Origin of the sequence: Acinetobacter sp. AS23, from assembly GCF_023612055.1 — a bacterium.
Taxonomy (GTDB): domain Bacteria; phylum Pseudomonadota; class Gammaproteobacteria; order Pseudomonadales; family Moraxellaceae; genus Acinetobacter; species Acinetobacter oleivorans.
The window spans coordinates 1489082-1501435 of sequence record NZ_CP082274.1 but is presented as its reverse complement, the minus strand read 5'-3'; the positions used below and the strand labels follow the sequence as shown (position 1 = coordinate 1501435).

Below are 12354 nucleotides of genomic sequence, written 5' to 3'. Positions count from 1 at the left end.
TTTAGCAATCATTACTTTTTTACTTTATTTAATATTTCAATATCTAAACTATATTTCACAGTTTTATTTTTACGAGCACTATTTCGCATTTGGTAAACCTGAACAATATAATCACCATCAACTGGTAAAGTAAGTTCTCCTTTAGATCCTATAGTTGAACCAATTAATAATGCCTTATCCTTACCTGGCTTTTTACCTGGGGCAAAAATATTAACATAGGCTAAATTACCAAGACTATTAATATTGAATTTCAATATTTGTCCATTCTTTGCATAAAGTCTATATCTCACATCATCATAACCCTGAAATTTCCCAGTTAATGTGGTATAAGTAGAACCTTGTAAAAAATTAACTTTTTGCTCAACATTTTTAGCTAAAGCTGTGAATGATGCAGTTGAAATTAGTGTAGATAATAATAAAGTTTTAATGATTTTTTTCAATTTTCCATCCTCAAAAAATATTTTTAATTTATTATATTAAAAATATTTTTTATAAAATTTTACTTTATGTATGAGTTTAACAAGTAATAGTTGTTTTTTATAATTAGTAACAAATAAGGTATCTCAAAGTTTAAATATGATTAACTCCGAGATACCCTTTTTAAAAAATATTAGAATCGATAACCTACCCCTAAATAGGTAATCAGTGGGTCAATATCAACTTTTGTTGTGGCATGTATTAAGCGAGTCCCCGTATTTTGATTGACGACATCAATTTGGGCATTGTTGCTTAACTTTGCATAAGACACAGAAGCTACCGTATACCATGAATCATTAAAATCATAGGTAAAACCAGCGGTAAAAATAGGCGCTATCGCATCATCTGCATCGACATTAACAACCATTTTTCCGCTCGACTCTTTCCGGTCTAAAGCCGCTCCAGCTTTGCCATCTAACACATTTTGGATCATATGGCCTGCGGACACTAAATCAGAACGAATTCCATCGTTGAGTTTAATATCATTAAAATGAGCATACATTAAGCCCAATCCAACATAGGGTCTAAACTTATTTACCCCACTTTTACCAAACTGATATTGTGCTTCTATAGTTGGCGTCCATGCGCGAATAGATGCAGCTTTAGATTTATTGCCTAAGTTGGTAATTGGAATCGCCTGTCCTAGGGTAAAGCCGTCAGGGAAAAGGTATTTCACTAAGTCATGAGGAGACATTGCGACTCCGCTTAATGGTGCTAAGATTTCTCCTTTTCCTTTAACATCAACTTTAGGTGGAATTCCGCCAATAAATTGTAAAGACACATTGTCATTCAGATAATAATTAAATGTTAAGCCTAATGTGTCTACATCATCGACTTCTAGTCCCGCATCTTGCTGTTGCCAATTTTCCAATCCCTCAATTCGTGCTGTACCAGCAACTTCAGCTAGAATATTACCCTTACCATCGGTAAGTTGATCTTGGATTTCGGGTTGGGCTAGAAACTCTGTAAGGGTTTCTTTTAAATTCCAAATCTCTCCACCCATATCAGTCATAGTGGCATTGGGATCAATAGAGTTTAAAAAACTGGTTGTTGAAATAGTGCCGACTTTAGCTTCTGTTCCATTTTTAACAGCGGTATTAATATTAAATGGATTAGCTTTACCCTGTGGCATTACATGTAGCCAACCAGCAGAGACAGAGAATCTTTTAAATTCCTGCGCATAACTCATGCTTGTGATTACAGATAATGAACTCAATATTGCTATTTTTATTACTCTTTTTTTCATTTTTATTCCATCCTAGAAATATATTGCTGATTTTGCAATATAGATATGGAATATAGCCAAGTTGCCTTTTTTATCAATCGGTATAATTTTTAAACAAAATTAATTTAGATAAATCTATCAATTTATCTAATTAATTACATGAAATAGTTATCTAAATTTTCTGACGAATGACATAATTAAAATTAAAAAACAATTTAACGAACGGTAAAATAACCAAATAAAATTTGTCTTATATGGGCTAGCTATCATGATTGAGTTATTTAAATTAGAATCTAACTAGACATTTAATTTTCGTTCATAGACATTTCATAAAAACCAACGAAGGGAATTTAACTAAAGAATTTACATCGTATAGTTAATCAATAAATCTGGAAGAATTTTTAATGAATATTATTATTCGTGATGAGCAAGTTGAAGATATAAAAGCCATCGAACACTTAACTAAAGCAGCTTTTCAAAATGCCGAGCACACGAGTCATACCGAACATTTTATTGTGAATAGTTTAAGAAACCACGGACAACTGACTATTTCTCTAGTGGCAGTTGAAGATGGTTCTATTATTGGACATGTTGCTATTTCTCCAGTTCAAATCAGTTCAGGGGAAATAGGTTGGTATGGTATAGGCCCTATTTCAGTTCATCCAGATAAACAAGGGCTGGGTATTGGTTCCCGTTTGATGAATAAATCACTAGAAAAATTAAAAAACTTAGGTGCAAAAGGATGTGTTTTATTAGGTGATCCCAACTATTACAGCCGCTTTGGTTTTAAAAACAATCCTAAGCTAATTTTACCTGATGTACCGAGTGAGTATTTCCAAGCCATAAGCTTCTCAGGTCATTTTGCTAAAGGCTATGTAAGCTATCATGAGGCATTTAATGCAACGCAATAATAAAAAGTTATCGTCTTTCAAAAGAAAACTCCTAAAAATAGAAGTTTTCTTTTTTGTTTGCTTTGAACAATATAAATAATCTAGTTTTATTTAATACGCTCAATCTTAAAAACTTCAATATCGGTAGGCTTAACTCGATGTGTATCCACCTCTCCTACAACACGCACTTTATCGCCAGCTTTTAGTTGTAGAGGCTTCCACAAGTCATCATCAATATCAATTACAATCGAACCCGTAGCATCTTTAAACTCGAAATGATCACCAGCAATATGCTTTACGATCGTACCCGTCAAAGTTACTCCAGATTCATCAGCCAAAGTTTTTGCTTTAGATACTGTGACTACATTTTTTGTCGCTTCTTTTATCAATGTAGCATCCGGTTTAGCCAATACCGCATTACTAACCAATAAAGCTAACCCAGTGAATGTTGCTAAGAATATTTTTTTCATTACGATGACCTAATTTTAATGTTCTTAGTTATATAAACAAATTCTTTTAAAGTTATAGATTTAGCTTTTGTGGTTTTTTGTATCTTATAAGAGAGTTTCTTTAATCATGTCATGTAGAAACACCAAAGAATTTCTTTAGGTTCTCTTTTCCATAAACAATTTTATAGTCTTTAGTTTTGTCATGAATTTACTTAAGAAAGCGTGTTTCTTAAGTAAATTAAACTCAGCATTAAAATATCATTTAATTGTTAAGCAACAAGTTGGCCTAAATTCAATAAAATATTTATGGCTTCTGACTCATCCTCTGTTTGCCCAACAATCATTCTGTCATATGAAATTCCGCCAATCTCAATATAAATTTTTGGATGAGGAAGCTGAGGGATATAAACTTTGAGCGGTTGATAAAGAGCAAGAAGATAACCAAATGAATCATAAGGATAATGATCATCTTTTAATGTCTTCTTTATCACCATATAAGTGTTCAAAATATCTAGAATAAAACCATATTCATTTTCAGAATGAAATTTAGCGTCCATACTTACCTCCTTGATTAATTAATATTTTTATAATCAAATTTAAAGGTTAAATTTCTGATCTGATAGTGTAACTAATTCACTTTAAATATAGAGTTATATTTAAAGTGATTCCTGTTGAATTAAATATATTTAAAACCAAGTATATTAGTCAACATATTTTGAACAGCGCCATTAAAAATAAATATTTCGAGTTACAAATCACACTTTAAGTTTAAAATAAAAAAACCCATCTTACGATGGGTTTCGAAATTCATCTGGATTATGAATCTTTGTCCATTGAATGAGGAGTAGTCGTTTTATCTTGCTGCTTTGTATCATTTTCACCTTGGCAGGCACTCACACTTAAAGAAATAATGGCAGCTAAACCTAAGGTAGCCATAATTTTTGTCATATTTCACCTCATGAATTATTCAAATAGTGAGTTAATAAATACTTTTTATTAGTTTTACGATCAGCATAGGTTTCTAGGCTTTTTTGTAGATTTAACGCAAAAATGTAAAGCGCTTTAGTTTCACCTTTAAATATCGACTTAAAATTTAGTCATTAAACATTAATTGAGTGTCTGAGCGTTTTAATGAGTAATTCATATAGGTGGTCTACAGCTTTTGACTCTAAAGAAGATCTACTCCGATAAACAGCAGCCTCCATTGGTTCTAATGGCCCAAGTCCATGATCTGCACCTAATATGGTTAAATGCTCAGGTGCACTGCATTGTGTGAACACAGCGATTGCTAAACCGCTTTCAACTGCTGCAATTTGACCAGCCAAACTTGAACTGTTGTACACCACACGGTAACGGCGCCCTTGTAATGCCAAAGAATGAATGGCGCTCTTTTTGGCTTGGCTGGTACTTTCGTAAACTGCAATTGGAAGCGGGTCTTCTCGCCAGAGTTCAAATTGTGGAGAGCCAACCCATACCATTGGTTCATGAAATAACAGTGTTCCTTGACGAGCGTTATCTCTTGAAATTAATGCCAAGTCTATATCACCACTTTCTACTCGTGGAATTAAAGAAGTCGATTGTTCACAAATCAATTCAATTTCAACCCCTCCGTAACGTGGTGCAAAGCGTTTAAGTACAGGTGTTAAATATTTAGCAGCATAGTCATCAGGTACACCAAGACGTATACGGCCCTTTAATTCATCTCCATGAAATGCCATTTGGGCTTCAGCATGCAAATCTAAAATACGGCGTGCATAACCTAAAAGTAACTGTCCTTGCGACGTTAATTCAATTTGTCGATGTGTTCGTATTAAAAGTTGGCAATGTAGCGCTTCTTCTAGTTTTTTCAGTTGCATGCTAACCGCAGACTGTGAGCGATATAACTCAGGGGCTGCATTCGACAATGAGCCTGTATCAACGACAGTGACAAAACACTTTAACCAATCAATCTGTAAGTTTTTTATATTCATTACGATTTATCTATTCGATTTTCAAATAGTATATAAAAGAATTATGCGCTTTTCTTTATCTATTCTCTCTCCCATACTGAAATTAGAAGAAGTTAAAACAATTCATATTTCTGAAAGAAAGCTCTCCGTGAATTGATTAATGTCTGAATAAAACGTTAATAGCGACATCTACTATCAATTTCAACACTTCGTATTTCTTAGGTATTACGCACTAGGAGGAGGTTTTATGCGCCTAAATAAACAGATGCTTGCATCACAAAGTGCGACATCTATTTTCGTTTTACTTTGGGGAAGTGCCGCAATTTTTACTCGTTGGGGACTCGATAGTGCTTCACCCATAGCATTATTAATTCTGCGCTTTTCAACTGCTTTAATTGCTCTGTCGCTACTGGCTATTTTTAGAAAACGGCTGTTACCGAAGCATGGAACCCGTAAGCAAGTTTTACTAACGGGCCTACTCATGATTGCAGGTTATTCAATCTGCTATTTTAAAGCGATGGCTCATGGGGTCACGCCTGGTTTGATGGCCACAATAATGGGAATACAACCCATTTTAACACTTTGCCTTCTAGAAAAGAGTTTACAAAAAGAAAGGCTTTTCGGTTTACTCATTGCTTTAGCCGGACTCATTCTTTTAGTCTGGAAAAGCCTAACAATGGCGTTTATTGCGCCAATCGGCATATTCTTTGCCTTGGCTGCCCTGATCTGTATAACCTTTGGGGCTATCATGCAAAAGAACATTCAACAGGCTCCGAAAGATGTCTTACCACTACAATATGTAGTTAGCCTTGTAGTTTGCCTATTTATAGTTCCCTTTGAACATTTTGAAATAACGTGGAATTCGCAACTGATTATTTCAGTCTTATTTCTTGGAATTTTAATTTCTGTAGTTGCGCAGCTTTTACTTTACCGACTTTTAAGTCAGGGCAATATTGTCAACGTGACAAGCCTGTTCTATTTGGTTCCGATTGTTACTGCACTCTTAGATTTTCTAATTTTAAAAAATACATTACCTCTGGCAGGTTTAATTGGAATGATTGCAATTTTACTAGGCTTATTGCTTGTATTTAAAAAGAGATAACTCATAGAAAAATATAGAACCCTCAACTGAGGGTCTTATTTTGAGTAAAAAATTAATCTAAATTTTTCCAGTCTGTACCAATTTGAGCTAATGCTGGAAGCTCATCACTATTAAAAACATTAGAATTACGGTCAATAGCAAATCGATAGATAGGCATAGAATCAGCTTCAGTTTTCTTAAAGAAACTGAAGTTTTCATTAAGATGATAATTACCCCCTTCTGTAGATTTTGCTGCTGTTCCTGAGGGTATATGAGTATAACTTTCACATTCTACTTCAACATTATTTCCGGCAAGATCTTGGTAGGAAAATTTCATGTTTTAATCCTTTCTAAATTTTTATGATTGAGAAAAACTTAACATGCTATCGGGCTAGATTACTGAAACTTTTTTAACTAATTGTTTAAGTGTGTATATTTGGTTAAAACTAGATTTTTTGTAAAACAGATGCTCATCCTTGTAATGCATTTTTTATAAACGTACCTTAAACCTCATCTAAATAGGATCTTTCCTGCTGAGTAAAACAGCATTACTCGGAATACTTTTAAGTATTTTCTTTTGTTGTCTCAGCCATTCTTTATAAAATTTTTGATCAGATTGTTCCGAAAAGTTATCTCTAGACTTGTTATAGGAAGCATCACGCATATTTTCAGATCGTACACACGGCCAATTGTTTAATTGGGGTGTCAAAACAGCATTACTTACCAATGAAAGCTCTTCTAATCTAATCAAGTTCATCTCTACTTCCTTACTTCCCTCTAGCGTCCTCACTCTTCAATTGATTCATATAAAGCTTAATTTTGAATAATCTATAGACGGCTATTGTTTATTCCCTAAACCGATCCACTTAGGGCTACACACAAATAACATGCCTTCAAAAATGCAAAGTGCAAATTTTGTGTATTGATTTATCAAACATGTAAGTTGCTATAGGAATGAATAAATTGAGTTTAAATAGAGTGATGAAGATATTTAGAATGTTTTCTTCTTTGTTGTTTCAATTTCAGATATACTGAACTTAGTATGAGATGAGCCTTATATAGTTCATTGCTAGATCAATGAACGACTAAGCCCTTCGCTTTCGAGCAAGGGCTTTTTTAATGCCTAAAATTTGAGAAAACTTATACTTATATGAACTGTCTGGTCGGCCATTGGTTTGCCTTTATAGATCAGGTCTGTTAGATTGGTCTTGTTCATCAACTCCTATTGTCGATGAATACTGAAGCCTGATTCGTAGCATCAGGCTTTTTTTATGCCTAAAATTTATATAAATGATCCTACCAAAATGATGACATGCGATCTCGGTACGATCTGAAACAACGTAAATCAAACTATAAAATTAACTAGCCTTATCTTACTTTTAGCCAAGTGCCTACTTCTTTTAGCACATCAACTAAACCGTTTAATTTCTTGCCATCTTCGGTTAGTGAGTACTCAACTTTAACAGGAACTTCCGCAAAAACTTCTCTGTTAATAAACCCTTCTTCTTCAAGAAAACGCAATTCTAAAGTTAGCATTCTTTGAGAAATATTAGGTATTGCGCGTCTGAGTTCATTAAAGCGCATGGGTCTTTCGATGAGAAATGAAATAATTAACATTCTCCAGCGGCCACCCAATACTGTCATTGCCTCTTCTACAGAACAGCCAGAAATATTATCTTTCATTGTTTAATTAGGTATAAAAAATATACCTATATAACAAAATAGTGCCTAATTTACAATCTATACCTAGTGGTAAATAATAGTTTTTTTATCACCAAAAGACTGGCCTATATTATGGAATATAAAGAAGTTGCTAAAAAAACGATTAATCATTTGTACTCAGCACATGCATCTATCCGCACCTCAGGCATCGACCCTCAAATCATTGCTTTAGCTGAGTTGTATGTGTCCCAAATCAACGGCTGTGCTTACTGCTGCGCTTTTCATGCTCAGGAGTTAAGAGATATGGGACTAAGCCAAGAAGTTATTGATAAAATTCCGGGCTATAAACATTCGAATGCCTTTTCAAAGAAACAACATCTTGCTCTTGAACTTGCGGAGGCAGTCACTTTTCTATCTGACAAAATTGAAACTGTAAAAGCTCATTTAGCTGAATATTTTAGTGAAAGAGAGATTGTAGAGTTAACAACCAGCATTTCACTCATGGGGGCTTTAAACCGGCTTAGAATCACTTTAGGTGATAAAAGTTAATCTATTTTCTTCCTAATATGAAAAAGCCCTAATTATTCGGGGCTTTTAATGATTTTTTGACAAAGTTTAATAAAAATTGAAAGCACTATTTTGACGATAAAAATAATTTCTTTTCGATTGCTCGGCGATTCACTAGCCCCTGCAACCGCTTACCACCAGCATTGACCCAGACATCAAACTGGTTAGCAGCTTCTTTATAATCACCTAAATTTAAATTTTTGAGTAAGGTCGAGTTTTTAAAAGCCCCTACTCCAATGTTATAAGCTAAAGAGACTAATGCATCGAATTGATTCTGTTTTAAAGGCACTTTTACAGCACTATTTACTGCGCGCTCAAATATCTTTAAATCATGTTGCATATAAGCTTTAGCCTGTTCAAGTGTGCATCGGTCTCCTTCACTTACACGCTGGCCATTAGGATATCGCGTCGTGCCATATCCAATAGTCCATATCCCAGTACCATCGTCATAAGCACTAAGTTTTAATCCTTCAAAATTACAAATTAGGTTTACACCTTCTAAACTAAGAGACATCTCATCAAGAGCGACACCTATCAATTCATCACCATAATCAGTTGCTGTAGCAATCTGATCCACTGCTGCATCTTGCTGAGGCTTAGCAGTAAAAAATTTGCGGAGATAATCCAATATTTTTTGCATTTAATGCCCTGTTATTTACTTTTTCTCTGTAACCCAAAGCGTAATATACCCTTGAACTACAGGCTGTCCATCCGCTCTATAAGCATTAACTTTTACTTGCATATCTCCAACTTTCCACTCGTCATCAATAGTTGCTACTAACTTAATATCAGAATCGGCCTTAGCTACATAATTTACGCTCATACCTTTAGGTAACCATCTTAAATGTTGAGGTACTGATGCTTCAGCTAATACACCCATGACAAATTCCAGCCCATTACATATGGCAATAACGTGTACAGTCCCGATATGATTTTCGATTGATTTATTTTTTTTGATTGAGGCTTCGCACAGGTTCAAATCTAATTTTTGAATCATTGGATTTACAGTCTGAAAATATGGAGCAACTCGACTAACAATCTTTGATAATAGCTTTAATCCACCCGGTACATTTTTCAAAGTCTTAAATGCGAGCAGAACATCACTGACTGGTGGAACAGCTCTATTTTTGATTTTGTTGGTAAATGTAGAAATATAATTACTCATAGTTTTTCTTCAATTCGAGAATAAATCATTCAATAAATATATATGTACCCACTTCTACACTCATTGCTTAGTTTTCAATTTTTTGAGTCATTAATGATAATGATTAAATAATCTAGAACCTACCATACTGCTCAAATATAAAGCCTAATATATTAAAAATGCCCAATATTGAATTGGGCTTTAAATTATTCTTCAATTTCGATGGGATCGCCATCTTCAGGGCGAATGTGTCGCTCACCATCATCGGCCGGATCTACACTCGAGCCATCTTTGGTAATGCTGTTATATAACTCATCCTCTTTTTTATCATCGATAAATTCTTCATCGGCAAAATCGAGAGGCTCTTCATCATCGTCAAAATTTAAGGGTTTTTCTTCATCTATCATGAGATTCATCCTCTACTTAACTTGTGTCATTCCATGCTTAAATAATTAACGGCTACATTCAACACCAAACCATCATCATTTGTGTAACTGACATTTTCGGATACGTTTTAGTTTTTGTTATTTTCAAGATGGTTCAAAATACTACTAATTTTTAAAAGTAAGTAACCAAACAGTAGCCCATTAAATATAATGAAAAGACCGAATGTAACCATTTCTTTAGACCAGACTTGAATAATGTCTAAATTATCGTTTCTTGTTTCAACTTGCCCATATGACAAAATAAAGGCTATTCCCAAAACAATTCCAAATAAAATTACGCCCCACGCGACAACTGAGGTTGCCTTACTTTCACTATGGGATTTGTTTGCTTGGCTCATACTTTTTCTTATCACATTTAAGGGCTCATATTATTTTTTTATATTAATTTAATGCCTATTTAAAGTTTTGTTTATGTTATGTTTTGATAGCAATGTAACTAATTTTTATATTTTGTTTACCTCTTCATCAACTGTCTTATTTTCAATTTAAAATGATATGTTGCTTTTACTTTTTTGAAAGAAATCTATATACCCATTAAACTAACCATCTGCTGTTTTATAAGATAAGAGAGTAAATTTATTAAATTAACAGTTTTAAATTTACTCCCCATGCTGAAGAATTTACTTATTTAGCCTGAAATTTCATATTGAATTTTCTTGCTTGCTTTCTTACTTCAGGATTTGAAGGCAAAGCAAATGGGCTTGCACGCCAGATCGCCTTTTCAATACTTGTTTTAAATTTTTGTTCTTCTTTATCTAAAAAGATGATTTGCTCAATTTCTCCACTGTCAGTTAAAAACACTTTAACACTTGCACTCATACCAGCTGAAGACGCTGGAATATCCCATATTTTATAAATTTTCTTTTGATATTGCTTTTTATATTTTTCAGCTTCTGAAGTAATTTTATTATCGGTCACTTGAACAGGAGCAACCTGTTTGTGGCCAGTCGCACACCCAACTAATAAAAATAAAGAAGCAATAATAGTGAAGTTTTTCATTTAAAATACCTTTTTTCAATAATTAAAATTTAACAGTTTAAGTTTTAAAAAACTACCCGAAGGCGGTATTAATCACTGATTATCCCTAATCAGCAAAGGTAGTCGGCCATCCTGATCTACCTTTGTTTAAATTAATGTTTTATTTTTCTTTAAAAAGGGACTTCATAACGAAAATTCATATTTGAATTTTCCGGCACATTATAGACATCTTGATCAGTAAAAATTCCGTGTTCAGGTGTTTTAAAACTATTAAATGCCTTATTAACTGGAACAGTTGGAGCGTTATTTAAATAGTTTTCTTGAGAATTATATGGAGATGAAGCACAGCCAATCAGCCCAAAACCCAATAAAGATATAAGTAGAAATGTCTTCATAAATTTTGACTACCGTTATAAAAACCACACAACTTAACAAATTGAATAGCTATTGTCACACCGCAACTATTTAGTAATACTTAATAATAAACCAATAAGACCCGCATTAATAAAATAAGTAACTCTATTTAAATCATATAAAAACCCATACATCTGGACCATATAACTTTTAAAAACTGGATGTATTAGATAAAGCCTACCACTCTTAATCTATCCTCGATTTATCACGAATGATTTATTAATTAACGCTTAGATTTTGAGGACTAACATGCGCCTACATTTTATTGTTCATGAAGATTTTGAAGCACCCGGTGCATATGAAATATGGGCTCAAAATAATGACTTCAAAACTACATATTCAAGAGTATATTTAAATGAAGCTTTGCCATCTTCTGCTGAAGATATAGATTTCCTTATTGTGATGGGTGGTCCACAAGATCCAGATACGACACTAGAGATGTGCCCTCACTTTAATTCATTAGCTGAACAATCAATCATTAGAAAAGCCATTGAAGCAAATAAAGTAGTTATTGGGGTATGTTTAGGATCGCAATTGATAAGTCAAGCTTTAGGGGCCAAATTTGAGCATAGCCCTGAAAGAGAAATTGGCAAATTTCCAATTATGCTTACAGAATATGGCATAACAAACTCTAAGTTTTCACACTTAGGAAAAATGACCGAAGTTGGGCATTGGCATAATGATATGCCGGGTTTAACTCCCAACGCAAAAATCATTGCTTTTAGCGCAGGTTGTCCAAGACAAATTATTCAATATTCAAAATTAGTGTATGGATTGCAATGTCATATGGAATTAACTACAGAAGTTGTTGAATTGCTGATTCAACATTCAGAAGCCGAGTTAAATCAGGCTCAACATTATAAATTCGTGAATAGTCGTGAAGAATTACGAAATCACGATTACCAAGAGATGAATCAAAACCTCTTTATTTTTCTGGATAAACTGAAAGAAGAATACTCAAAACAACATTAAAAAAATGAGTGTAAAAAGCCTTCTCAACTTGGCTTTTACACTCGCCTATACATCTTATTATTTACTAGATGATCAAATCCATTCAAAATTTAATCTCCAA

19 protein-coding genes and 1 pseudogene are annotated in these 12354 nt (G+C 33.6%); 4 read left to right on the top strand and 16 right to left on the bottom strand.

The features are described from left to right. Positions 1-11: 11 nt before the first annotated feature. From K6I41_RS07020 to K6I41_RS07015, 3 genes and pseudogenes are all read right to left on the bottom strand, one after another. Positions 12-440 carry a DNA breaking-rejoining protein gene (locus K6I41_RS07020; RefSeq protein ID WP_250375494.1) on the bottom strand — a complete coding sequence of 143 codons (429 nt, stop codon included), beginning with the start codon at positions 438-440 and terminating at the stop codon, positions 12-14. 36 nt (positions 441-476) lie between these two features. Next, a pseudogene (locus K6I41_RS19225) lies at positions 477-563 on the bottom strand (hypothetical protein); the annotation flags it as partial. Between the two features lie 47 nt (positions 564-610). Then, positions 611-1723 (bottom strand): OmpW/AlkL family protein, encoded by a 1113-nt coding sequence (locus K6I41_RS07015; protein WP_250375493.1) that lies wholly within the window; start codon positions 1721-1723, stop codon positions 611-613. Positions 1724-2106: 383 nt separating this feature from the next. Here K6I41_RS07015 and K6I41_RS07010 point away from each other — a divergent pair, with 383 nt between their 5' ends. Next, entirely contained in the window at positions 2107-2613 is a 507-nt protein-coding gene (locus tag K6I41_RS07010; RefSeq protein ID WP_250375492.1) for a GNAT family N-acetyltransferase, read from the top strand. Between the two features lie 86 nt (positions 2614-2699). On the opposite strand, the gene K6I41_RS07005 is transcribed toward K6I41_RS07010, so the two are convergent. The 4 genes from K6I41_RS07005 to K6I41_RS06990 form a co-directional block, all read right to left on the bottom strand. Then, the gene (locus K6I41_RS07005; RefSeq protein WP_151988595.1) at positions 2700-3062 is read right to left on the bottom strand and encodes a NirD/YgiW/YdeI family stress tolerance protein; all 363 of its coding nucleotides are present in this window, start codon (positions 3060-3062) and stop codon (positions 2700-2702) included. A 248-nt stretch (positions 3063-3310) separates the two neighbouring features. Beyond that, on the bottom strand, positions 3311-3598 hold the full coding sequence (locus tag K6I41_RS07000; RefSeq protein WP_005306484.1) for a hypothetical protein: 288 nt from the start codon (positions 3596-3598) through the stop codon (positions 3311-3313). 259 nt (positions 3599-3857) lie between these two features. Beyond that, positions 3858-3989, bottom strand: a complete 132-nt coding sequence (locus tag K6I41_RS06995) for a hypothetical protein (RefSeq protein WP_004643213.1) — start codon at positions 3987-3989, stop codon at positions 3858-3860. A 152-nt stretch (positions 3990-4141) separates the two neighbouring features. After that, positions 4142-5011, bottom strand: a complete 870-nt coding sequence (locus tag K6I41_RS06990) for a LysR family transcriptional regulator (protein WP_151988594.1) — start codon at positions 5009-5011, stop codon at positions 4142-4144. A 226-nt stretch (positions 5012-5237) separates the two neighbouring features. Here K6I41_RS06990 and K6I41_RS06985 point away from each other — a divergent pair, with 226 nt between their 5' ends. Then, the gene (locus K6I41_RS06985; RefSeq protein WP_250375491.1) at positions 5238-6092 is read left to right on the top strand and encodes a DMT family transporter; all 855 of its coding nucleotides are present in this window, start codon (positions 5238-5240) and stop codon (positions 6090-6092) included. A gap of 52 nt (positions 6093-6144) precedes the next feature. Here the strand turns inward: K6I41_RS06985 and K6I41_RS06980 are convergent, their stop codons facing one another. From K6I41_RS06980 to K6I41_RS06970, 3 genes are all read right to left on the bottom strand, one after another. Then, the gene (locus tag K6I41_RS06980) at positions 6145-6408 is read right to left on the bottom strand and encodes a hypothetical protein (RefSeq protein WP_192835162.1); all 264 of its coding nucleotides are present in this window, start codon (positions 6406-6408) and stop codon (positions 6145-6147) included. 177 nt (positions 6409-6585) lie between these two features. Continuing rightward, on the bottom strand, positions 6586-6828 hold the full coding sequence (locus K6I41_RS06975; protein WP_151827996.1) for a hypothetical protein: 243 nt from the start codon (positions 6826-6828) through the stop codon (positions 6586-6588). Positions 6829-7439: 611 nt separating this feature from the next. Continuing rightward, positions 7440-7754 carry a winged helix-turn-helix transcriptional regulator gene (locus K6I41_RS06970; RefSeq protein WP_004791654.1) on the bottom strand — a complete coding sequence of 105 codons (315 nt, stop codon included), beginning with the start codon at positions 7752-7754 and terminating at the stop codon, positions 7440-7442. 111 nt (positions 7755-7865) lie between these two features. On the opposite strand from K6I41_RS06970, the gene K6I41_RS06965 reads away from it, so the two are divergent. Continuing rightward, positions 7866-8282 carry a carboxymuconolactone decarboxylase family protein gene (locus K6I41_RS06965; RefSeq protein WP_250375490.1) on the top strand — a complete coding sequence of 139 codons (417 nt, stop codon included), beginning with the start codon at positions 7866-7868 and terminating at the stop codon, positions 8280-8282. Between the two features lie 85 nt (positions 8283-8367). Here K6I41_RS06965 and K6I41_RS06960 read toward each other — a convergent pair whose 3' ends face one another. The 6 genes from K6I41_RS06960 to K6I41_RS06935 form a co-directional block, all read right to left on the bottom strand. Next, complete coding sequence (locus K6I41_RS06960; protein ID WP_250375489.1) at positions 8368-8940, bottom strand: lysozyme; 573 nt, start codon at positions 8938-8940, stop codon at positions 8368-8370. Positions 8941-8955: 15 nt separating this feature from the next. Continuing rightward, on the bottom strand, positions 8956-9465 hold the full coding sequence (locus tag K6I41_RS06955; protein ID WP_250375488.1) for a hotdog fold domain-containing protein: 510 nt from the start codon (positions 9463-9465) through the stop codon (positions 8956-8958). Between the two features lie 185 nt (positions 9466-9650). Beyond that, positions 9651-9851: a hypothetical protein gene (locus tag K6I41_RS06950; protein ID WP_004791647.1), complete on the bottom strand. Its 201-nt coding sequence runs from the start codon at positions 9849-9851 to the stop codon at positions 9651-9653. Between the two features lie 107 nt (positions 9852-9958). After that, positions 9959-10228: a hypothetical protein gene (locus K6I41_RS06945; protein WP_151822791.1), complete on the bottom strand. Its 270-nt coding sequence runs from the start codon at positions 10226-10228 to the stop codon at positions 9959-9961. A 286-nt stretch (positions 10229-10514) separates the two neighbouring features. Next, positions 10515-10889, bottom strand: coding sequence for a TonB C-terminal domain-containing protein (locus K6I41_RS06940; protein ID WP_198307727.1), 375 nt, complete (start codon positions 10887-10889; stop codon positions 10515-10517). A gap of 149 nt (positions 10890-11038) precedes the next feature. Continuing rightward, the gene (locus tag K6I41_RS06935) at positions 11039-11263 is read right to left on the bottom strand and encodes a hypothetical protein (protein WP_004791641.1); all 225 of its coding nucleotides are present in this window, start codon (positions 11261-11263) and stop codon (positions 11039-11041) included. A 268-nt stretch (positions 11264-11531) separates the two neighbouring features. Between K6I41_RS06935 and K6I41_RS06930 the strand changes: the two genes are divergently transcribed. Beyond that, complete coding sequence (locus K6I41_RS06930) at positions 11532-12254, top strand: type 1 glutamine amidotransferase (RefSeq protein ID WP_250375487.1); 723 nt, start codon at positions 11532-11534, stop codon at positions 12252-12254. The last annotated feature ends 100 nt before the right edge of the window (positions 12255-12354 follow it).